The sequence below is a fragment of the Enterococcus gilvus ATCC BAA-350 genome (assembly GCF_000407545.1).
Taxonomy (GTDB): domain Bacteria; phylum Bacillota; class Bacilli; order Lactobacillales; family Enterococcaceae; genus Enterococcus_A; species Enterococcus_A gilvus.
In genome coordinates this window covers 21,800-43,909 of the sequence record NZ_ASWH01000004.1, presented here as the reverse complement: position 1 = coordinate 43,909, position 22,110 = coordinate 21,800, and the positions used below count along the sequence as shown (strand labels likewise).

General features: G+C 36.0%; 19 protein-coding genes and 2 pseudogenes. 6 read left to right on the top strand and 15 right to left on the bottom strand.

From position 1 onward, the window contains the following. Window positions 1-10: 10 nt before the first annotated feature. From I592_RS20170 to I592_RS20155, 4 genes are read right to left on the bottom strand one after another with little or no spacing between them, the layout of a single operon-like run. Window positions 11-772, bottom strand: a complete 762-nt coding sequence (locus I592_RS20170) for a PTS transporter subunit EIIC (protein ID WP_071875883.1) — start codon at window positions 770-772, stop codon at window positions 11-13. Window positions 773-775: 3 nt separating this feature from the next. After that, entirely contained in the window at window positions 776-2,125 is a 1,350-nt protein-coding gene (locus tag I592_RS20165) for an MFS transporter (RefSeq protein ID WP_016250219.1), read from the bottom strand. Further along, the gene (locus I592_RS20160; RefSeq protein ID WP_016250218.1) at window positions 2,118-4,397 is read right to left on the bottom strand and encodes a glycoside hydrolase family 3 C-terminal domain-containing protein; all 2,280 of its coding nucleotides are present in this window, start codon (window positions 4,395-4,397) and stop codon (window positions 2,118-2,120) included. Before I592_RS20160 ends, I592_RS20165 begins: the two co-directional genes overlap by 8 nt. 25 nt (window positions 4,398-4,422) lie before the next feature. Further along, complete coding sequence (locus I592_RS20155; RefSeq protein ID WP_010782354.1) at window positions 4,423-7,209, bottom strand: alpha-L-rhamnosidase; 2,787 nt, start codon at window positions 7,207-7,209, stop codon at window positions 4,423-4,425. Between the two features lie 350 nt (window positions 7,210-7,559). Between I592_RS20155 and I592_RS20150 the strand changes: the two genes are divergently transcribed. Further along, window positions 7,560-8,354, top strand: coding sequence for a helix-turn-helix transcriptional regulator (locus I592_RS20150; RefSeq protein ID WP_010782353.1), 795 nt, complete (start codon window positions 7,560-7,562; stop codon window positions 8,352-8,354). A gap of 562 nt (window positions 8,355-8,916) precedes the next feature. Here the strand turns inward: I592_RS20150 and I592_RS20145 are convergent. The 5 genes and pseudogenes from I592_RS20145 to rhaB form a co-directional block, all read right to left on the bottom strand. Then, window positions 8,917-9,531, bottom strand: a pseudogene (locus I592_RS20145) (IS30-like element IS1062 family transposase); the annotation flags it as partial. A gap of 176 nt (window positions 9,532-9,707) precedes the next feature. Further along, window positions 9,708-10,856: a lactaldehyde reductase gene (gene fucO, locus I592_RS20140; RefSeq protein WP_010782351.1), complete on the bottom strand. Its 1,149-nt coding sequence runs from the start codon at window positions 10,854-10,856 to the stop codon at window positions 9,708-9,710. An 85-nt stretch (window positions 10,857-10,941) separates the two neighbouring features. After that, entirely contained in the window at window positions 10,942-11,769 is an 828-nt protein-coding gene (rhaD, locus tag I592_RS20135) for a rhamnulose-1-phosphate aldolase (protein WP_010782350.1), read from the bottom strand. A 20-nt stretch (window positions 11,770-11,789) separates the two neighbouring features. Next, window positions 11,790-13,040: an L-rhamnose isomerase gene (gene rhaA, locus I592_RS20130; RefSeq protein ID WP_010782349.1), complete on the bottom strand. Its 1,251-nt coding sequence runs from the start codon at window positions 13,038-13,040 to the stop codon at window positions 11,790-11,792. Beyond that, window positions 13,040-14,506 carry a rhamnulokinase gene (gene rhaB / locus I592_RS20125; protein WP_010782348.1) on the bottom strand — a complete coding sequence of 489 codons (1,467 nt, stop codon included), beginning with the start codon at window positions 14,504-14,506 and terminating at the stop codon, window positions 13,040-13,042. The genes rhaA and rhaB overlap by 1 nt, the downstream gene beginning before the upstream one ends. Before the next feature lie 131 nt (window positions 14,507-14,637). On the opposite strand from rhaB, the gene I592_RS20120 reads away from it, so the two are divergent. Then, entirely contained in the window at window positions 14,638-15,510 is an 873-nt protein-coding gene (locus I592_RS20120) for a helix-turn-helix transcriptional regulator (protein WP_010782347.1), read from the top strand. 67 nt (window positions 15,511-15,577) lie between these two features. On the opposite strand, the gene I592_RS20115 is transcribed toward I592_RS20120, so the two are convergent. Further along, entirely contained in the window at window positions 15,578-15,967 is a 390-nt protein-coding gene (locus I592_RS20115) for an alpha-L-rhamnosidase C-terminal domain-containing protein (RefSeq protein ID WP_016250217.1), read from the bottom strand. Window positions 15,968-16,028: 61 nt separating this feature from the next. On the opposite strand from I592_RS20115, the gene I592_RS20110 reads away from it, so the two are divergent. From I592_RS20110 to I592_RS21305, 4 genes and pseudogenes are all read left to right on the top strand, one after another. Then, window positions 16,029-16,709 (top strand): IS6 family transposase, encoded by a 681-nt coding sequence (locus tag I592_RS20110; RefSeq protein ID WP_016250216.1) that lies wholly within the window; start codon window positions 16,029-16,031, stop codon window positions 16,707-16,709. 26 nt (window positions 16,710-16,735) lie between these two features. Then, window positions 16,736-16,999: pseudogene (locus tag I592_RS21205) on the top strand (DDE-type integrase/transposase/recombinase); the annotation flags it as partial. Between the two features lie 149 nt (window positions 17,000-17,148). Then, window positions 17,149-17,316 carry a hypothetical protein gene (locus I592_RS21310; protein ID WP_010778458.1) on the top strand — a complete coding sequence of 56 codons (168 nt, stop codon included), beginning with the start codon at window positions 17,149-17,151 and terminating at the stop codon, window positions 17,314-17,316. A 299-nt stretch (window positions 17,317-17,615) separates the two neighbouring features. Then, window positions 17,616-17,699: a type I toxin-antitoxin system Fst family toxin gene (locus I592_RS21305; protein WP_071869432.1), complete on the top strand. Its 84-nt coding sequence runs from the start codon at window positions 17,616-17,618 to the stop codon at window positions 17,697-17,699. 314 nt (window positions 17,700-18,013) lie between these two features. Here I592_RS21305 and I592_RS20105 read toward each other — a convergent pair whose 3' ends face one another. Genes I592_RS20105 through I592_RS20085 form a run of 5 tightly spaced genes read right to left on the bottom strand, consistent with a single transcriptional unit; the run spans window position 18,014 to window position 22,105 of the window. Continuing rightward, window positions 18,014-18,808 carry an LPXTG cell wall anchor domain-containing protein gene (locus tag I592_RS20105; protein ID WP_016250215.1) on the bottom strand — a complete coding sequence of 265 codons (795 nt, stop codon included), beginning with the start codon at window positions 18,806-18,808 and terminating at the stop codon, window positions 18,014-18,016. A 59-nt stretch (window positions 18,809-18,867) separates the two neighbouring features. Continuing rightward, entirely contained in the window at window positions 18,868-19,236 is a 369-nt protein-coding gene (locus tag I592_RS20100; protein ID WP_010782365.1) for a hypothetical protein, read from the bottom strand. Between the two features lie 28 nt (window positions 19,237-19,264). Continuing rightward, entirely contained in the window at window positions 19,265-20,233 is a 969-nt protein-coding gene (locus I592_RS20095) for a hypothetical protein (RefSeq protein WP_010782366.1), read from the bottom strand. A 16-nt stretch (window positions 20,234-20,249) separates the two neighbouring features. After that, a complete protein-coding gene (locus tag I592_RS20090; protein WP_010782367.1) occupies window positions 20,250-21,182 on the bottom strand; it encodes a conjugal transfer protein TrbL family protein in 933 nt (310 codons plus the stop codon). Beyond that, complete coding sequence (locus I592_RS20085; protein WP_010711847.1) at window positions 21,182-22,105, bottom strand: hypothetical protein; 924 nt, start codon at window positions 22,103-22,105, stop codon at window positions 21,182-21,184. Before I592_RS20085 ends, I592_RS20090 begins: the two co-directional genes overlap by 1 nt. Between the last annotated feature and the right edge of the window lie 5 nt (window positions 22,106-22,110).

Here is a 22,110-nt window from a genome sequence, read left to right as displayed (position 1 = left end):
AAATTGTTGATTACTTAGAAGATTCTGTTAACTCGGCATTTTCTTCTTTGAAGTTTTTAGCATCTGCTACTTTAAAAAATGGAAGCCATAATAATATCCAAATCACCAATAAGAATGCCTGAAATAAAGCTATTTTCCACCCACCTGCAATCAAACCTTGAATTATAATTGGTGTTCCAGCAGGTGCTGCTATCCCGTTAAGTTGTGGAATAATTCCGATGATTGTTGCAACATAAGAAAGAACCAATGAAATAACATTTCCCAAAATAAAAGGTATTGCGAATATAGGATTTAAAATTAACGGTGTCCCAAAAATTAGTGGTTCTGTTATGGCAAAAATTGAAGGAACTATGCCCAATTTTCCTAAGGTTTTAAACTGTTTGCTTTTGGCAAATAACATTAGTATTGATAACGCAATAGCTGTTCCTGAAAAAGTGAAAATTGTAAAGAAACTCATGCCTAGTACGTTTGGCAATGGTTGTCCTGATGAAAATGCAGTTAATTGAGCAGCATCCATTGCCCCAAGAATTGGTGACATAACAGAAAATACAACCATACTTCCATGTATACCAAAAAACCATAATAATTGTGCTAATAAAGCCATAAATAGTATAGCAGGAAAGCTCCCACCGATATTTTGTAACGGAGTTTGAATTAATGAAAAAATCATTGCATGAAGATTTCCAAAAGACGTCATAGAAATTAGTTTAGATATTACTAAAAATAATGTAATTAGCAAAATACCTGGAATTAAACTCGAAAAAGATCCCAAATTTCAAGAAATTTTATTTCGCTTTTGAGCCAACAAAATATTTTGCTCTTCCAGCCTTTCTCTTGTTATCGGATAGCCTTTGGCAAATACCAAAATACCTACAAAAAATATAGCGGCTGGTAAAATGATTTGACAGATAAGAATGACGGTGGTGACCGACTCAGGCTGTACAGCCACCTTCCCATCGAAACCGGCAATTCCTAGAAGATAACCTGGTACAGCTCCACCTACTCCAGCTGCAAATTTAGAAGAAAAGCTCGAAAGTGCAGAGATACCTGCTTCTGCACGTTTTCCTAACTTTAATTCGACAAAGTCTGTGTTGTCTGCCTGAATACTGTAGTTCAGTGTAGAAATAAACCCAGCGCCGACACCTAAGATAGCGCTACTAACCATGAGTAACGGTATATTTTCTGGGCTGATCAATCGTATTAAAAATGCAAATGTAGCCACAGCAAAACCAAATAGAAAGACAGGTTTCTTCCCTTTTTTCTCAACAACTTTTCCTGAGAAGACTGTCGCTATAATCAGACCAAGAAACATTAAAAAGCTCGCTACAGAAGATAGCTTTAAGTCACCAATAATGTAAGTAAAGAAATAAGAGGTAATCGTACTCTGCATATTATTAGCTATTGAAAAGAGTAAAACGGCTAGAAATGTGACCAACACTGGTTTTTGCGTCAATATAATGATCAACTCTTTAATCGTGTATGACGAATCTTTGCCTGTTGATTTCAGCACACGTTCCTTCACACCCATCGTGCCGAAAATGGAAAAAGCTACTATTATCACAGCAGAACCCACAATCAAAGTAATGTATCCTACTCTATTTGATGCATCACCTAAAATTAATGGGGCGGCTATTCCTAGAATAACTCCACCTGCAGCATAAACAAAGCCTTTTATAGCACTCAGTGTTTGTCTTTCCTTCATATCCGATGTCATGACAGGTAGAAGACTATTGAGTGAGATATCCATAATCGGAAAAAGAATTCCTAATAATAAATATGAAATATATGCAATCACAAGTTTTCCACTAGTAGCCATCATTGGTCCAAACCACAGCAATAGGTAATTCAATGTACATAAAATAGTTCCGACAAACAATGGAGGTCTAAAGTGACCAAAGCGAGTGCTTGGTAGTTTATCTATTAAAAAGCCCACCAGCGGATCATTAAGCCCATCCAATATTCTGGCAATAAGAAACATCGTCGCACATGCTCTAGGATCTAATCCAACAATATTCGTATAAAAAATTAACAAATATCCATTAATCAATGTCATAACTGGAATATTCCCTATATTTAGGGAAGCATAGGCGGCCTTTTCTCTCAGACTAATTTTTGTATCATTCATTTTCTTCTTCACCTCTCAACACACTATTCAGTTTATTTTCAATCTGCTCTTGTTCTCTGTTTGTTATCGCCCCTAGACTAACTAGTGATTTTAAAGGTACATTTTCAAGAATGGCTTCAATCATTTCTTTGTCAGCCGCTGAAATTTCTTCTGATTCCCCACTATTTTGATTAATAATTCCTGAGAACAACTCTTGAGACAGTACTGAAGTTCGAACATCTTTCAACAAATCTCCTACAGTTGTAGTACCATCCACAGAAAGAGGGAGATACTTTGTCGTTATAAAATCAAATTCTTCACTAAGAATGATATTATCGCTGGCTTGTCCCACTAAAATTTCGTATGTTCCAGATGGTGCATACCAGTCTTGAATCTCTTCTTCATAATACGCCAGAGCTCTTTCATCTATTTCGAAAGTTACAGTTTTGGTCTCTCCTTTTTTCAAAAATATTTTTTTGAATCCTTTCAACTCCTTGGCAGGACGCAAAACAGTTTTACATTTGTCACTGATGTACAGCTGCACTACCTCTTTACCATCCACATCTCCTATATTGGAGATATCGACTTCTACAATCAGCTGTTCTTTGTTGGTCAAGTGCTTAGTACTAAGTCTTATGTTGGAGTAAGTAAAACTTGTATAAGACAAACCATGTCCGAAAGCCCAACGTACAGGTATTTTTTTCGTATCATAATATCGATAACCAACAAAAATTTCTTCCCCATAGATAGCCTTCTTACCATCTCCTGGATAAAACAAATAGCTAGGTGTATCTTCCAAACGATACGGGAATGATTCCGCAAGTCTTCCACTTGGATTTACTTCTCCGTATAAAATTCGATCGCAAGCCTCTCCCACTCCTTGCCCACCGAGATACATCTCAAGTACTGCACCCGATTTTTCTGCCCAAGGAGTCTCTACTGGACTTCCATTGTGCAAAACGATGACTGTATTGGGTTGAACCTTCAAAACTTCTTCAATCATCTCATTTTGACACTCTGGCATGGCTAATGTTTTGCGATCATAGCCTTCAGATTCCATGATATCAGGGAGACCAGCGAAAATTACAACTTTGTCTGCTTGTTTCGCAGCTTCTACCGCTTTAAATAATTCATTATTAATATATTCATCTTTATCCGCTGAAAATCCTTTTATATAAGAAACAGATCGTTGTTTCTGCTTTGCTGACTCTAATGCTGATACCTTCTTAAAGCTATTGATATGACTAGATCCACCACCTTGATATCTTGGCTTTTCAGCAAATTCACCAATGTAAAGAATCTTCTCGTCTTTGTTTAGAGGAAGAACACCATTATTTTCTAATAAAACAGCACATTCACTTTCGATTTGCACTGCTTTTTCATGATCAGCTTCTTTGTTAAAATCTGGCGCATTCTTTTCATTATTTCTACAAGAAAATATAACGTTTAAAATCCGTTCTACTGCTTGGTCAACCACTTGCTCATCTAGTGTGCCATTTTTAACTGCCTCAATAATCTTCCGATCATTATACCCATCAGTTCCTGGCATTTCTAAATCTACACCTGCTTTTAGGCCTTTCACTCTATCGTTGATTGCACCCCAATCTGTAACAACGGCGCCCTCAAACCCCCACTCTTCTCTCAAAATCTTTGTCATCAATTCTTTGTTCTCTGATGCAAATACGCCATTAATTTTATTGTAGCTGCACATCACCGTTTTCGGTTGGGAACTCTTTACTGCTTCTTCAAAAGCAGGCAGATAAATCTCACGTAACGTTCTCTCAGATAGTTCGGAGGAACTACTCATTCTTCGATATTCCTGGCTATTTGCGGCAAAATGCTTAATACTCGCTCCAACTCCATTTTTCTGTAATCCATTTATATAAGATGCAGCCATTTTTCCTGTCAAATAAGGATCTTCTGACATATACTCGAAATTTCTTCCACAAAGAGGACTTCTTTTTATGTTCACTGCAGGACCAAGCAACATTCCTATATTTTCTGCCTGACATTCTTTCCCTAAAATATCACCTAACTGTTCCATTAACTCAACATCAAAACTAGAACCTGTTGCACAGCCCGCAGGAAAACATACTGCAGCTATGCTCTCATTTAATCCCAGATGATCTGCTTCGCTCTCTTGTTTTCGTAAACCATGAGGACCATCAGACATCATCAATTGAGGGATACCCAAATGTGGGATTTCCTCTGTATGCCAAAAATCCTGCCCAGAACATAAACTTGCTTTTTCTTCTAAAGTCATCTTAGAAATAATCATTTGTACATCTTGCATCCTATTTTTCTCCTTTGATGTGTAATCATAATGTTTTTAATAACTTGTTTATTTCATTTAACTGTTCTTCCTGTACACTCCCGAATTGGACTGCTAATTTTCGTAGTGAAAGATTCATAAACTCTTTAGGCAAGTGTTCTAAAGGAATGGAACTTCCTAGAAATTGTTTGATTGTTTCATTGGAAAGAAGTTCTTTCATTGAACAGTCAACGTCATAAGTGAAGTCTTTTTCCTGAATACGATAATTTATTGAATACTTACCCGCTTTCAGTATACAAATACCATCTTTGACTTGAGTAAATATTGGATTACTCCTGTCCTGAAACAGCTCTTCATTTGCTTCAGGCAATATCAAATTGGCCGCTCCTCCGAATGGGACCTCAACTGAAACACAAACATTGTTCTCATCCAAAAATTTCCACGAGCTTCTATAAACACCCGTTGCTGAATCGTATGAAGCTTCTGCATGCTTTAATTTTCTATTCAATCTCGGTGTAAAAATCACCTTTCTAAACCCTGGAGTTTCGGCATCTTCTTCATCTATATTGATTCCTGCCACAAACTTAAACATCCATTCCGCCACTGCACCAGCAGCATAATGATTTAGGCTATTCATCTGTGTTCCAGAAATGTCTCCATTTTCATCTAAGCTATTCCAGCGTTCCCAGATGGTTGTTGCTCCTAGTTTTACTTCATTTAGCCAACCGGGAAATTCTTCATTCAACAACAGTTCATAGGCTAAATCATCCATATTGTTTTCGGAAAGCACTTTACATAGTAACGGTGTTCCAACAAACCCAGTTTTTAATTTCCCATCACTTTCTTCTAGCAATATTCTTAGCATTTTTCTGGCTTCATCAAGATTATGGCTCAACTTGTATTCAAGAGTGAGAAGTTGTGCAGTCTGTGTACGTATGCAACATTTTCCAGTTTGTGTATAGTACTCTTTTTTTATCCATTCATATTGTTTGTTTTCTAATTTGCTATATACTTCCTGTTCCTTTAGTTTCCCTAAAACATGCGCTGCCTTTGTAACTATTCCCAGACTGATTGCATAATACACGTCTGCAATAAAACACTCGTCGGTACCGCCCATAAATCCGTTCTCGCCACCCAATGGATGATCTAAGGCTAGCCAATCTCCATAGTGAAATTCTTTTCTCCATTTATGCTCATTCCCATCAATTCCCCTTATATAGTCTACCCACTCCTTCATACTTTCGAATTGATCCTCAAGAATAGTTTTATCCCCATAAAACTGATAAAGCTTCCACGGAATAATACATGCAGCATCTCCCCACACACTAGAAGTTCCTGTTTTTCCGAAACTTGGAACAACTTGCGGAACTTTCCCGTTCATTTGCTTTTGTTCACTTGCCATATCGAAAAGATATTTTCTGTAGAATGCATAGGTATCAGACATGAAAGTAGCCGCCGGTGTAAAAATCTGCGCATCTCCAGTCCAACCCATCCTTTCATCTCTTTGAGGGCAATCTGTAGGTACATCAAGAAAATTACTTTTCATCCCCCATCTAATATTTGAAATCAACTTATTGACCAGTTCATTTCCGGTCGAAATAGTACCAACTGTTGGTATTTCGCTATAAAGAGCTAATCCCTTAAAATCTTCTTTATTCAAACGTTTTATTCCTTGTATTTTTACATATCGATATCCGTAAAAGGTAAACTGTGGTTGTATCATTTTTGCTTTTCCATCTGATATATAAATATATTCAGATTTAGCCGTTCGAAGGTTTTCTCTATAAAAATTTCCGTTCTGCAAAATTTCGCCTGTCTGTATGTGTATTTTCGTTCCTACCGGCTCATTAACATATAGGGAAAAAATACCTGTAAATTCCTGTCCTAAATCAAGTACAGTTTCGCCTGCTGGTGTTGTTATTAGATTTACTGGATTAAATTTTTCATGAATAGTGACTGGGGTGCTCAATCTAGCAGTAAGCTGTCCTAACGGCGGTTCACATAGCATGACCTTCTCTTCGGGCAAGTCAGGAAGCGTGTCATCTCTTTGTTCACCATCATAAATATCAGAAAAATAAATAGTGCTTCTCTTCACAAGCCAACTTTCGTCTGTACCAAATATTTCTTCGGTTCCATCTGTATATTGAATATGTAATTCTGCTAGAAGTTTCCAATCTGTTCCGTAATAATTTGACTCTGAGTCATTATCAAATCCAAATCTTCCTTTGTACCATCCATTCCCTAATAAAACTGACAATTGACCATTTTTTCCTAACACCTCTGTTAAATCATAAGTCTGATATTGAACCCATTCATTATAGTTATTGCAGTAAGGAGCTAGATATTCATTCCCGATACGCTGACCATCATAAAATGCTTCGTATAGTCCTAAACCACAAATGTAGAGTCGAGCATTTTGAACTTGACCTCTAAGTGATATATCTTGAAAAAATATTGGCAATCTTTCTTGTGACTTGTTACATGTAATCCACTTAGCCGACCAGGCTTCCTCCATCTTTCCTGTTTCAAACCATTGAACGCTACTTGAAATCTCTTCGCCTTGATCAGAGCGGACAGTAACAGCCCAAAAATACCTTTTACGTGGCTGAAGACTCAATTCTAATTCTGTACCAATTGAGGACAATTTTTCGGAAAAGCCAGAATCATAAATAATTGACTGTTCATTTAGATCAGATGTCTTTCCCACACGAATTCTAGCATTTCTTTGATTGATTCCACGTGAACCTCTTACTTTCCATGAAAAAACTATTTTTTCCATCATATAACCTAGCGGATTTTTCAGTTGATTCACACGTTTTGCATATATCTCCATTTTGTTTCCTCCTCATAAAATATCTATTTCAAGTACTTACAAATACTAATAACTTTGATCTATTTTTTTTCTATTGGATAAAATATTTTTCTCAAATCATTTTAAGTGGTAATATATTGTCCTCCTCATAATATGTTGGCGGTTTCATTAAAACACATAATAAAGGGAAAAATTATTCCTTGAAACTATTTAAATAAACCCCTTACAATCACTTCCACCTAAATTTTTTATAACAATCCTTTTTCCTTATCAGCTAGTTGATACTTGTAATATTAGCATGAATGCTCTACAATAAATATATGATATCACTTGTTTTTACATGAAATCACATCTAATTAAAGAGGTCATTTATGGATCAAACAATACAAATTAATCTAGACGAAAATCCAATATATACAAAATATTTTCATAATCTCCATCAGAAATCTCTAGACAACGCAGTAAAAAATATTGAACTAGCAGTTCATCCCTACAATAGAAGAAGTGTTGAAAAAAACTTTTTACAGTACATAACCTTAGGGAATGTTGCCCTGGCAAAACAATTTTTAAAATCAAATTCTGATAACGGACGTTTTATTATTGGTATAGGCAAACTCTCTGAGAATAGCGAATTGACACAAGCCCGTCTCAATATTGTAGCTGCTATTACTCTCTTTTGTCGTACTGCGATAGATAGTGGACTTCCAGAATTTATAGCCTATAGTATCAGTGATATTCATATTCAATTTTTGACTAGTATTAATGATCATGAAGCAATATATCAGCTCTTTATACAAGTATTTCTTGAGTATTGCCGCGCTCTTCAGGATTGGAGACTTTCTTTCTGCAATTTACATCTTAAAAAGTGTTGCGAACATATTTTAGCTAACCTCCATACAAAAATATCGACAAAAGATTTGGGAAAAATTTGTTCATTATCTCCCAACTATGTTTCAGATCTTTTTGAAAAAGAATTGGGTGTTCGTCCTACTATTTTTATTCGACAAGAAAAAATGAGATATGCCGCCCATTTACTTAAAACGACAACTGTGCCTATTTCTATTATTGCAGAACTTCTTGCTATGCCTAGTTCGAGTGCTTTTTCTCAATATTTTAAAATTACTTATGGAACTACACCAAACAGATATAGAAAGAGTGTAATGTAGTATAAGTTTTTGTTGTAATGAATTTCTATTGTAGCAATGATTTCTCAAATTATTTTGAGAAACATACAAGAAAGATAATAGTATATACTCTGTTTTTCTCTAATATTACACCTACCTGAACCTTCTGAAGAGAATTGCTGAACGAACTATGAAATGAGCAATATAAAAAGAGATCAAGAACCGTTAAGTTTCTGACCCTCTGTTTTTTATATTAAACTCCTGAAATTAATTTTAAAATTATGATTTTTATCAATCCTATTTACTTTCATTGATAATAGAACTGAAATCTAAAACATGTAAATTATCAAGGGAAAGGTTCTCATGGGCTGTCAATATAAAATTTGCTTTCTTTTCTCTACTCATTGTTTTTATTATAATCATTAGTATGTCTCTTGTTTCTTGATCAAGATTGCTAAAAGGCTCGTCTAGAATATACCATTTCCTTTCTATACTGAGAATTGAAAGGATGTATACTAACCTTCGTTCCCCACCTGACAATAAACCTAATTTCTTTTTCTATTATTCTACCTTATTTGATAGTAGATTTGAAACTTTGCAACAGAACCCGATTTTCAATATCTATAGCTCGTCTGCCTTCTGGCTGAAGAGTGATGATTACTTTAGATAATCGCTCAACGAGGGTAATAACAGCACTTTTGTGCTTTTTACCCACAATAGTATCCCCTTCAAGGTGGCCAAATTCTTGATTGAATTTAGAATAATCATTTCCTCTGTCACGAAGTGATCGACGAAAAGATTGTTTTCCCCGAGTTTCTTTGTGTCCGTTGGCTTTACGTTTTCCTTTCATAGGTAGGTGAGTCACTTCAAATACGCCTTGTTTAAACATACGATAAAGTGTACGCATAGAACAAGAAATAGAAAACTCTGCACGGCCAACAATCACATCAGGTGTCCAACCTTGAACAACCCTCTTTTGAATATATTTTGTTTGTTCATCTGATAAGACAATAGGACGTCTGCCACAGCGAGTTTTATTCTTCTTGTATTGATTGAAATAATCTAGAGCATTGTGCCCTGTTTTGAAAAATTGGTAAACTTTATGAATCGTTTGTCTAGATCTATTCAATAGTACTGCGGTTTTGGCTACAGATTGATGATTATTATAATACGCCTCTATCATTGCAAGTTCATTTGATGTAAGATGGGTATAGGCCATTTTTCTTCACTCCTTATAATTCTTTTGCGGGAACTATCTTGAGTGTAGCACAAATGACTTTTTTATTTGTCTAGCTTAATTTTACAATCGGCGAAATAAAAACCACTCAAAAAAGCAAGTTTCTCTTTTGAGTGGTTCCACATTATTTTTCAATTACCTTTTAATAGAACTGAAAACTACATTAAAGATCGATACAATGCGATAATTTCTGCAACTTCGACCTCTCTTGGATTTCCTGGTGTGCAAACATCTTTTAACGCATCTGCTGCAACTTGTGGAATATCTTCTTCTTTGACACCTAATTCAGAGATGGTTTTCGGAATACCGACTGCTTCACTTAAACGAGAAATTTCATTGCATGCAGCATCGCGTACAGTTTCAAGATCTGCATCTTTCTCTGCTAACTGGAGAACTTTCGCAATTTCTCGATATTTTTCTACTGTGTATTCTTTATTAAAACGCATGATTGTTGGTAATAAAGTAGCACAGGCTACTCCGTGAGGGATATTGTACCAAGCTGATAAAGGGTGTGCCATACCATGGACCAATCCCAAACCAACATTTGAAAAACCCATCCCAGCTAAATATTGACCCAATGCCATATCTTCTCTAGCAACTTGATTGCCGTTTACTGCATCTTCAATACTTCGGCCGATAATTTCGATTGCTTTTAAATGAAGCATATCTGTCATTTCCCAAGCGCCTTTTGTTATTAGCCCTTCAATTGCATGTGTCATCGCATCCATCCCTGTTGAAGCTGCTAGTCTAGCTGGCATACCCATCATCATATCGCTGTCCACAAATGCTACTACTGGGATATCATGCGGGTCTGCACAAACAAATTTACGATGATTTTCAACATCTGTAATCACATAATTTATTGTCACTTCTGCTGCTGTTCCTGAAGTCGTCGGAACGGCCAAAATTGGCAAACAAGGATTCTTGGTGTTCGCTACGCCCTCTAAGCTGCGAACATCTGAGAACTCAGGATTAGTAACAATAATCCCAATAGCTTTCGCTGTATCGATAGGTGAACCTCCACCAATAGCAATCAAGCAGTCTGCTTCTGCATTTTTGACAAATGCAACCCCTTCTTGAACATTTTGAATCGTCGGATTTGGAACGATGTCATCGTATAATGTAAAATCAATTCCCTGTTCACTAAGTAAATTCGTTACACGAGTAGCAACTTCAAATTTTACCAAATCTTTATCAGTCACTACGACAACTTTTTGATAGCCTCTCTTTTTTACTTCAACTGGAATCTCTCCAATGGCACCTTTACCAAAATATGAAGTTTCATTTAAAATCATTCTGTTTATCATTTTTCTCTCTCCTTAAAGTGATTATTTTCACATACCATCTTAAAAAAAGGGGATTATCTTACCCCCTAAATATATCAGTTAAAAACTAGTTTGTTGCTAAATAGCCAGCATGTGGTGTCACTCCAAAAGCACGTGCGAGTTTCCATAAGTCTTCATCGCTGATGGTTTGTTTCACGCCACCTTGGGCTTGGACATATGTGTATACTTTTGCTGCTTTTTCAGCTGTTTCAATCAATCCAAACACTTCATCCATATCTTTTCCTGCACCATAAATACCATGTTGTGGCCATAAAACGAGTCTCGTTTCTTTCATTTTTTCAGAAGTTGCTTCACCAATTTCGTTTGTACCAGGGACTAACCAAGGAATAATCGATACCCCTTCTGGGAAAACAACGAGACATTCTGTACACATTTGCCATAAGGTGCGTGTAAAGGCACGTTCGTCCAGTTCATGAGTAAACGTCATTGCCAATAGATGAGTTGCATGATTGTGCATGATAATACGATTCTCCGGATCTACTTCCAATCGGGCTATATGACTCATAAAATGACTTGGCAATTCACTTGTTGGTTTTGCGTCATTTTCTAATCCCCATAACAAATCTAATGTTTTACCGTTTTCAGCGACACGAACTAGCCCAATATTTTCTGAAGGCGCAAACTCCACATTTTTAAAGTACTTGCCTGACCCTGTTACTAAAAAGTAACGGCCTTTTAGAGCACTTGCATCAAAAATCATTGGAATTTGTCGAATAACATTTTGGATATCTACAAAAGGAGTTACTTCTTCCTCACTTAAAAGATATGAAATATTTCCACCATTCCGTTCATCCCAACCTAAACGGTACAAATTACTTGTTGTTTCAATCATTTCTTTGACAAAGGGTGCTTGTAACATTGATATTTTTTTCATTATGCTCTCCTTCTAGTATCTTAGCGATTTAGTAACACATTATGTTCATAGGATTGTGCTTCTTTGTACCAATCAAGTCCTACCGGTACATTATTTATTTCGCAGTAATAATTCCATACATCGGCAAATGGAAAATCTTTTAGTTCTTCTGTCATCACTAATCTAGTAGTAAAATCACCTGCTAATTCAATCTCTTTTAATTTTTCAGTTGGCTCAAGCATACCTTTAAGTAATGCTTTTTGCGTGTTACGTGTACCAATTACCCATGCAGCTACGCGATTAATTGTCGCATCAAAGAAATCCAATCCAATATGCGTTTTTGCTAATAAATCATTACGTACCAACTCTTTACCAATTTCTTGAAGTTCATCATCCATAATCACTACATGATCAGAATCCCAACGAACCGGTCGAGAAACATGTAATAATAATCCTTCGCCAAATAGTGCCAATGATGATAATTTATTGGAAATAACTTCCGTTGGATGGAAATGTCCCGCATCTAAACAGATTAATTTATTACGTGTTAAACCATATCCCATATAAAATTCATGCGAACCGACTGTATAAGCTTCTGCACCAAGACCGAATAGCTTACTTTCAACTGCATCAAGGGTATATTCGGGATTAAAATCCTCTTCAAAAATTGCATCTAATGATTCCATTAATCGTTTTCTAGGTGTATAGCGATCGATTGGATTGTCTTTATAGCCATCTGGTACCCAAAAATTATTGACTGCTACTTGACCTAATTCTTCACCAAAATAAGCGGCAATTTTACGTGCTCGTTTCCCATGCTCAATCCAAAAATCACGAACTTCTTTATCAGGAGAGGCTAGCGTAAAACCATCTTTAAACATCGGATGTGAAAAGAAAGTTGGATTGAAATCCAAACCTAATCCTTGTTCTTTGGCCCATGCTACCCATTTTTCAAAATGTTTTGGCTCAATTTGATCTAAATCTACTTGTTCATCCGTATCTAAATAAATTGCATGAAGATTCAACTTATGCTTGCCTGGGATTAAAGAATAAGCTTTTTCTAAGTCTTGACGTAATTGATCTGGATTTTTCGCAACTCCTGGGTGATTTCCTGTAACTGAAATCCCTCCTGATAGTTCTGCATCACTTAAAAATCCTTTAACATCATCGCCTTGCCATACGTGCATCGAAATTTTTACATTTGCTAATTTTTCTAAAACTGCATCTGTATCGACACCAACTTTCGCATAGGCTTCTTTGGCAACTTGATATTTTTGTTTTACCTCACTCATTAGTAATTCCTCACTTTCAAAAATTTTTTATAGTTTGTTAATACAGTTGATTGATTTTCTCTAGGGTGATATTCAGTGCAAGGGAAAGAGGCTTTGATTATTTTTCTTGCTTCTTCAATTGATGAACAGTCACCGACCGTAATCATTTGTAGCGCAAGGTTCCCAATTGCTGTTGCCTCACCCGGCCCAGCTTGTACACGAATATTGGCAACATCTGCAGTCAACTGATTTAAAAAAGTATTGTTAGATCCGCCACCTACAATATAGAGAGTATCGATGATATCTTCCACACCAGTAATAGCCTCTAATTTTTCCAATTCTACTGCGTAGCAAAGTGCTAAATTATCATAGATACATCGTGCAATTGCACCAGGTGATGTTGGTACTGTTTGATTTGTTTCTCTACAATAGGATTGTATCTCTTGAATCATATTTTCTGGATTTAAGAACCTTTGATCATTGATGTCAATCCACTGTTGAAAAGCCGGCTCTTTGGCAGCTAACTCCGCCATTTCAGCATAAGAGATTTGATAATTTTGCATGCGGGCAACCTCTTGAACCAACCACATACCCATAATATTTTTCAAGAAGCGAATAGTGTTATGAGCACCCCACTCATTGGTATAGTTTTCAAAAAAGGCTTTCCGTGATACTCTTGCAACTTTTGTCTCTACTCCAAGAAGTGACCAAGTACCACTGCTTAAGTACGCCCAATTATCTGTAGAGTTACTTGGCGTGCCTAAAACGGCTGATGCTGTATCATGAGTTGCTACTGTAATAACAGTTGTTTCAGGTAAATCATTTGCTGGAAACTGGTCTTTTGCTAACTTTCCTAAAATGTTACCGGCATCAACCAGTGGCGCAAAATAGCTCGTATCAATTCCCAAAATTTGCATCAATTTCACATCCCAAGTCAAAGTACCGGGATTCAGCAGTTGTGTGGTTGAAGCATTTGTTTTTTCTGTCACCAAATTACCTGTCAAACGATACCCCAGATAGTCTGGAATGAGTGCAATTTTATCTGCTTTATCAAGTAACGTTTTATCTTCCACAAATAACTGAAATAATGTGTTAAATGGTTGTATCTGAATACCGGTTCGCTCATACAGCTCATCCAGCGATATTTCTTGGCTCACTTTCTCAACTGCATACTCTGTCCGGGCATCTCGATAAGCTATCGGATCTGCCAGTAAATTGCCTTCTTTATCAATAAGACAATAATCAACCGCCCATGTATCAATTCCTAATGTACAACTTTCCACGCCGTATTGCTCTTTAGCTAATTCCAGCCCTTTGATGATATTTGTTACTAATTCTTCGATGGCCCAACGATCATGTCCATCACGGAATGAAAACCCATTTTTAAAACGATGGATTTCAGTCAATGACATTTTGCCGTCATTTAAGGTACTTAAAAGGACGCGTCCGCTAGATGCACCGATATCTACCGCAAGATAGTGTTCCACTTGCTACACCTCTTTTTGCATTATATTTTTATATTAATACCACTTACATTTGTATTATAAGTTATTTTATTTACTTTTTATTTAGTTTAAATTGATATATACTTGCACTATATTGGCAAAGGAGAAAACAAATGGAACATTGGTTAAAGGCAAACTATTCCTGGAGTGAGGACTCGGTTCGTTACATCCATACCCCTTCCAAACGAACACAACAACTATTCTTTCATATTCAAGAAATTGGCCACTTTAAAGCCAGTAAACCTTACTATACAGAACGCGAAAATCTTCCATCTTATTTGATGAATTTCACACTTTCTGGTAAGGGACGGTTATTTTATCGAGGAAAAGATTACGAATTACAAGCTGGTGACTTTTTCTTCATTGATTGTAAAGAGTATCAATACTATGAAACGCTTAGCGATGAACCTTGGGAAATGGATTGGATTCATTTTTATGGCGGTACTTCGACTTCTTTTTATGAAGAGTTTATTCGAACCGGTAATAATGTAGTCAAAACGACAGGTGTACCAGAAAAAAATGCCATTCATTTTATCATGCAACAACTACTAGCGTTGGAAAAACACGCTGATGCACGAACGGATTTTGAATCTTCTCTCCTCATTCACAAATTAACAAATGAATTAATTCAACAAAAATATGCCATTGATTTTACGCGCAGTGAGATTCCACCATATATTATCGCCCTAAAGGAATATTTAGACACAAACGTCAATCAAGTTATTACCTTAAATCAATTAGAACAACGCTACCACTTAAACCGTTATCAAATTATCAAAGAATTTACTCAATATATCGGTACCTCCCCTATTGATTATTTAATTAATGCAAAATTATCAAAAGCCAAAGATTTACTTCGCTATTCTGATTTATCTGTTCAGGTTATTGCGCAGACGGTCGGTATCGAAAATCCAGCCTATTTCTCTCGCCTTTTTAAAAAGAGAATTGGGGTTTCTCCTAAATATTATCGTTTGATTATTGTATAAAACGATGACAAATGAAATAGTCACGAATCTAAAAATAGAATCGTGGCTATTTCATTTATAGGAGAATTTAATCTTCATTTTTATTTAAAGAATCTATGATTGCTGCGAAAAGTGGTTTAGCTTCTGCTGCTTGTCCGGATAATTCATTAATTGTCATTTCATATGCGTATTCAATCATCGGGTTATCCAATATACCTGGCGAAAGCGTAACTAACATCGCCTTGCCTTTCGGATTAGCCACAATTTCTCCTAGTGTTGATTCAAATGAATAGACTTCTTGTGTTAAGTCAATTGTCGTCGGGAATTTATAAGAATGTATGCCAGATCCTACTTCGACAGAACCATTGTTGTCCGGAAAAATAATTTCAGCCGTTGTATTTACCGGTATTTCTACCGTCAGTTTAAACTGGCCATTTTTGCATTCTATTTGAGTAGAAATTCGGCGGTTCTGTTGCAAAGTTTTAAATCTACTATCAAATAAGGTAGAATAATAGAAAAAGATAGCAGGAGGAATTACGATGAATCATTTTAAAGGAAAGCAATTTCAGCAGGATGTGATTATTGTAGCCGTGGGCTACTATCTTCGTTATAACCTTAGCTATCGTGAAGTTCAAGAAATCTTATATGATTGTGGCATTAACGTTTCTCATACGACGATTTATCGTTGGGTGCAAGAATATGGCAAACTACTCTATCAAATTTGGAAAAAGAAAAATAAAAAATCCTTTTATTCATGGAAAATGGATGAAACGTACATCAAAATTAAAGGAAAATGGCATTATTTGTATCGAGCCATCGATGCAAATGGTTTAACCTTGGATATTTGGTTACGTAAAAAACGGGACACACAAGCAGCCTATGCTTTTCTTAAGCGGTTAGTGAAGCAGTTTGATGAACCGAAGGTTGTAGTCACAGATAAAGCCCCCTCTATTACAAGTGCCTTTAAGAAACTAAAAGAATACGGCTTTTATCAAGGGACAGAACATCGTACCATTAAATACCTGAATAATTTGATTGAACAAGACCATCGTTCAGTAAAGAGACGCAATAAATTCTATCGAAGTTTACGCACTGCCTCTACCACGATTAAAGGCATGGAAGCCATTCGAGGATTATATAAGAAAACCCGAAAAGAAGGCACTCTCTTCGGCTTTTCGGTGTCTACTGAAATCAAGGTATTAATGGGAATAACAGCCTAAATCATAGATACCGTAAGGGATTTTATTCTTTATTTAAAACTTTGCAACAGAACCGCTTTTATCAAGGGACAGAACATCGTACCATTAAATACCTGAATAATTTGATTGAACAAGACCATCGTCCAGTAAAGAGACGCAATAAATTCTATCGAAGTTTACGCACTGCCTCTACCACGATTAAAGGCATGGAAGCCATCCGATGATTATATAAGAAAACCCGAAAAGAAGGCACTCTCTTCGGGTTTTCGGTCTGTACTGAAATCAAGGTATTATTGGGAATCCCAGCTTAAATCATAGATACCGTAAGGGATTTTATTCTTTATTTAAAACTTTGCAACAGAACCAACTGATTGATTGTTGTGTTTTTCCCTAGCATTTCTTTTATTGATAATTTAAAATATAAATCAAACTACTATTATGACAATAAAGGGAGAGTCCTATGAAAGAAGATAAAATACATGTTTTAAGTTTATTCATATCCAGTATAGTTTTATTCTTAATAACAATTATTTTTCACGAAATTGCTATCGGTCTGGTTATCGCATTAATTTGTTTTCCCATTAGTAATTCTATTGCAAAAAAAATATATCAAAAGAAAAAACAATAAAAAATAAGCAACCCAAACATTTTTTTAGTAAATTCGGGCTGCTTATTTTTTATGATAATTGCTCTATAACACTCTTACTCATATTTTTTAAGTTTTCTCTAAATGCTAGTTCCAAGTTTCTCCCCCCTGTTTATGTAAATATTTTGCACGTTTTCCATTTAATTATATCGTTACACCTTGTAAATCACAAATCACTTGTGATTAGTGATTTTAGCTTTTATCTTAATTTATCAACTGTTTAGAATATTAAGTATGCTATACTAATTAACGGCAACTTGCCCCGTAAGGGGGTGCTATTCATGGAACAAATTATCTCGTTAGTTATCGCACCACTTTTAGTGGGTCTAATAATCACATTAGTTGATCATTGGTTAGATGATTAGACGATAGCAAGCAAGTTGCTGTCTAACTCACACGCTTGTATTCGCAACAAGTGCAAAGAAAAGCCCGACCTACTCGCAATAGGTTGGGCTTTTGTGCTATTCATTAGAACTTATCTCGTTTCGCACATTCATTATAGCATGATTTTAAAATGAAGCCAAGTTGCTGATTCTATCTGTTGTTATTGGTGTTGCCTAGAACAATTCTAAGCACATGTTTAATTTTAAAGTGGGCAATTTTATCTTTAAAATGTCCTACAATGATTCAATAAAAGCATGGCTGCTAGTGAAACTTGCGACCATGCTTTTAAATTTACTTAAATTCTCTTTTTAAAAATGATTCCTGATCCTAATACCATTACTGACCCTAGGACAGACAATGCAATATTTTCTGTTTCTCCTGTTTTTGGTAAAACTTTCATTTTTCCGTCTGAACCTTTAACCGTTACTGTTCCGTCTTTTTGAACGTTTGCGCCAATTTCTTTAGCTTCAACTTTTTTTGTTGTTCCGTCTGCTAATTGAATGATTGGCTTACTATCTTCAACTGCAACAATCACAACGTCTGTATCTGTATTAACTGGGTTTTCAATTGGGTTTGTGTCTACTGGTTTGTTTGGTACTGTTGGTTTACTTGGTTCTGTCGGCTTGCTTGGTTCCGTTGGCTCTGTTGGCTCTGTTGGTTCCGTTGGTTCCGTTGGCTCTGTTGGTTCCGTTGGTTCCGTTGGTTCCGTTGGCTCCGTTGGTTCCGTTGGTTCCGTTGGCTCTGTTGGATCAACTGGATCAACTGGATCAACTGGATCAACTGGATCAACTGGATCAACCGGATCAACCGGATCAACCGGATCAACCGGATCAACCGGATCAACCGGATCAACCGGATCAACTGGATCAACCGGGTCAACCGGATCAACCGGATCAACCGGATCAACCGGATCAACCGGATCAACTGGATCAACCGGAGTAGTTGGATCGGTTGGTTCTACTGGATCAACTACATCATCAGCTAGAACACTGACACCTGAACTATCTGTTGCTTCGTCCGCAAAACTAACAAGTGGAGCTGATACCAATAGCGCTGTACTAAAAAGTGTTAAAAGGGCAATTTTTTTCATTTTCTTCTCTCCTTAAAAACTACTATTTGTGTACATAAATAGTATATCACAAATATGCTTTATCTGACATTTTTATTCATCTTTTTTTTAAAAACTTCTAGCGATTCTTTCGTTAAGAATAATGTTTTACCTGTATAAATGTGATCGATTCCCTCTAGTCTATGAGGAAACCGTTTATAAATGTGGGCAAAGTATTCATCATTCTTTCCTAACAACTGGCTTGCTTTTTTTGCTGTAATCAATTGCGATAAATCATTATTGGGATTATCAGAGAAAATAATTGTTCCACCAATTTTTCGATAATTAAAATTTTTAAGTATTTCATGTTTGTTGTTACGGTAAGCTTGGGATAGGTAATTTCTATTCTTACCTATCCTTTCACTCATTTCTTTTGCTGTGTAAATTTGATTTAAATTAATTTTTCCCATTGTTTAAGCACTCTCTTTTTAGCGTATTTCAGTTAAAAGAGAAGTCTGTAAGTTTTGGTTGAGTTGTCACAAGAAAGCCGTTTTTAGTTGGTTCAACCTCAAAAGTGATTTTTTGCATTTTACTACGATTGTCTACTGAAACATTTAGAAGGTATTCAACGCTATACCCTTTTTTTGTTTGTTCACTACCATAGTAATTGACACTCTTAAGCGTTTTCCCTAACGCTTTCCAATCGGATATATCTACCTTTTCGGATACATATGTTCTTAAACTTGACTGATAATTTTCTTGATTTTTTTCCTGTGAAAAATAGTAAGTCAAAAAGTATCTTCCAAAAGTATCTATTTTCGATTGAGAAATATCCGTTTCTTTGACACGTTCAATTTGTTCTTTCAATAATTCGCTCTCTTTTTTGACTGATTGAAGTTGTACTTGTTGAATAACACTTATTCCTATCAATAATACAATAAAAAGAATCAAAATAGATATGAACAAATGAATTTTGGGAACATTTTTCTTGGTTATGGATTCTGATAGTGATTCTTTTCTACTATTCGTTTGTTTTGCTTGGTTCTTTTTCGATATTTCCTTAATAACACTAGGTTCATTTACTGTTTCAGTTGGAATTTCTGTCTGCGGTATTTCTTGACGTTCATTACTCGTTTTTAACTCCTGACGATTTAATTCTTGCGTATTAAGCGTTGGTTCTGTTGGTTCATTCAAGTAAACTAAAACGTGTTGATCTGTTACTCGATTTAATAACAAGTTAATTACGTCCGTTTCTTTGGTATTTTTTGTATTCAGCGTAACAGACATAATTTTTGTTTGATCTTCTACTCTAAAAATACCTACACGAAATTTAACTGGAATTCCTCGACTTGTCTTTTGTTGTAAATAGTGTGTGACTTCGGATAATTCGCTCTTACTTAATTTTCGATTCAAAAATTGATTTTCTTCTTCGGGAAGAATAATTCGTATTTCAAAATAATAAGACAATCGTTATCCCCCTCTCTTATTTTCTAAACATAGCCATCATTGCTAAGTTTCCAAGTCCGCCACCTTTTGACACTTTGGTTGAATACCACATATTTTGTAGGGCTGACGGTGTTTTGATAATCAACAAGCCACAACCAACCATTAACATAAAGTTTGGTAACGTGTATTTTTCAGCAATCATGAGTGTAATCATGAGTAAGTACAAAATAAGCTTAATAAGCATTGTGAGTGCTTCGGATAACAGTTCTTTGATCCATATTTGAAAGTAATTTTGTTCGTCTGTTAAAAGCGATAAGGCAACTAATGGTGTTAACATAGTCAGTACCAAGAAATCGGCATAAAAGACACAAATCGCTACAAAATACTTGGCAATTGAAAAGGCAAAGAATATCACAAAAACAAAGAGAACAACGGCACTAACGCCACCATTAAAGAAATTTGAAACTAAAAAATTACGCAATCGCTCACCGATCGTTTCCACGTTCAAATCATTGGCGACTTGTTGGATCACATATTCCCCGATTGGTGCAACAATCTTTTTGATAAAAAAGTTCATTGCCCAGGGCAACGTTGCTAAGGCAATAGACGAGTAAAACAGCTTTTGAACAATATTAGCGGTCAATGCGTCACCACTCCCATTAGAAGCTTGTATTTGCGCTTCAATGACCTTATACAACACAATACAAATCGCAAAGGTTGTCGTTGCAAAGACAAACACATTGGTAATGGTACTAATTAATTCGATATTGGGAATATCAAAAGTCGTCTTATTGGCAATTTTCATACTGGCTTCTAAAAGGTCACTGCCCCAATTGCCTAACAAGGTATCAATCGGGTGCAATACACTATCCACACTCTCTTTTACGCCTTCAAAAACTCCTGAAACTGTGTCTGATATTTTGTCTGCTACATCACCTGCAACCTCTCCTGCTTTATCTATTAAATCCATTAGTAAACACCTCCAACATTACCTGTAACTTGCCACTTCCCGATTTTTTCATTGTAGTGCATTTGTACAAATAAAATTTGATTGGTTTCAATATTTTTAGTAGCTTCTGTAAAATCAATCCCTATCACTTCATAACTTAAATCATTATCCCAATCAACATTTTTAAATATTTTTCCTACTTTTTCATCATGTTGTCCTTTGTTTCTCCAATCCACCCACTCAAACGGAAAATCATTACGAACAATAATTTTTGTGTTTTTCTCCTTTTTTTCGGTATCTAAGAACCAGGTACTAAACCACTGACTTTCATCATCATTTTGCTTAGAAATGGTTAGCCCTTTGGTACCGTCAACGATCACTGGATTGAAATTGAAACTTGCTTGTAGCCCTGTATAAAAATCATCTGATACCTTATCACCAAATTTGGCTTTTAAGTTATCAATCAGTTTTGTTTGTAATTCAATCGGGCTTGTACCGCCTGATCCTTCTTTCAATAATTCTTTGTTGATTTCTAAAATCACGTCACCATTAGAGAAAGACTTGTACCAACTCTCAAAAGCTTCTGTCGCTTCGTCTGCTCGTTCTTTCGCACTTAATTTGAGTAAATGGTCGCTTGACCCTTGAACGGCTTGTGAGCTGTTTTCTGTGGCTTCTCCGCTTGTTTCTGACTGGTTGCTTTCTTTGCTTGCGGTGGTGGCTGTTGGTGTCACTGGTGGTTGATTCTTATTGTTAAAATAAGAAATGCCCACAAAAGCAAGAATACCGACAACTAAAACGCCAATCACTAAGTTACGGATCACTTGACGGCTAAATTCCATTTTTTTAATACCCTCACTAGGTTCAATCCCTTTTTCTTCGATTTCTCGTTCGACTTGCTTTTGAAACATTGGGATATTCCCAAAAAATTCTTTCAATCCATTCATTTGAT

What these genes read in the sequence shown, in the direction of transcription:
- I592_RS20165 (WP_016250219.1), bottom strand. Translation starts at nt 2,125, where the DNA reads ATGAATGATACAAAAATTAGTCTGAGAGAAAAGGCCGCCTATGCTTCC.
- I592_RS20160 (WP_016250218.1), bottom strand. Translation starts at nt 4,397, where the DNA reads ATGCAAGATGTACAAATGATTATTTCTAAGATGACTTTAGAAGAAAAA.
- I592_RS20155 (WP_010782354.1), bottom strand. Translation starts at nt 7,209, where the DNA reads ATGGAGATATATGCAAAACGTGTGAATCAACTGAAAAATCCGCTAGGT.
- I592_RS20150 (WP_010782353.1), top strand. Translation starts at nt 7,560, where the DNA reads ATGGATCAAACAATACAAATTAATCTAGACGAAAATCCAATATATACA.
- fucO (WP_010782351.1), bottom strand. Translation starts at nt 10,856, where the DNA reads ATGATAAACAGAATGATTTTAAATGAAACTTCATATTTTGGTAAAGGT.
- rhaD (WP_010782350.1), bottom strand. Translation starts at nt 11,769, where the DNA reads ATGAAAAAAATATCAATGTTACAAGCACCCTTTGTCAAAGAAATGATT.
- rhaA (WP_010782349.1), bottom strand. Translation starts at nt 13,040, where the DNA reads ATGAGTGAGGTAAAACAAAAATATCAAGTTGCCAAAGAAGCCTATGCG.
- I592_RS20120 (WP_010782347.1), top strand. Translation starts at nt 14,638, where the DNA reads ATGGAACATTGGTTAAAGGCAAACTATTCCTGGAGTGAGGACTCGGTT.
- I592_RS20110 (WP_016250216.1), top strand. Translation starts at nt 16,029, where the DNA reads ATGAATCATTTTAAAGGAAAGCAATTTCAGCAGGATGTGATTATTGTA.
- I592_RS21310 (WP_010778458.1), top strand. Translation starts at nt 17,149, where the DNA reads ATGAAAGAAGATAAAATACATGTTTTAAGTTTATTCATATCCAGTATA.
- I592_RS21305 (WP_071869432.1), top strand. Translation starts at nt 17,616, where the DNA reads ATGGAACAAATTATCTCGTTAGTTATCGCACCACTTTTAGTGGGTCTA.
- I592_RS20105 (WP_016250215.1), bottom strand. Translation starts at nt 18,808, where the DNA reads ATGAAAAAAATTGCCCTTTTAACACTTTTTAGTACAGCGCTATTGGTA.
- I592_RS20100 (WP_010782365.1), bottom strand. Translation starts at nt 19,236, where the DNA reads ATGGGAAAAATTAATTTAAATCAAATTTACACAGCAAAAGAAATGAGT.
- I592_RS20090 (WP_010782367.1), bottom strand. Translation starts at nt 21,182, where the DNA reads ATGGATTTAATAGATAAAGCAGGAGAGGTTGCAGGTGATGTAGCAGAC.
- I592_RS20085 (WP_010711847.1), bottom strand. Translation starts at nt 22,105, where the DNA reads ATGAATGGATTGAAAGAATTTTTTGGGAATATCCCAATGTTTCAAAAG.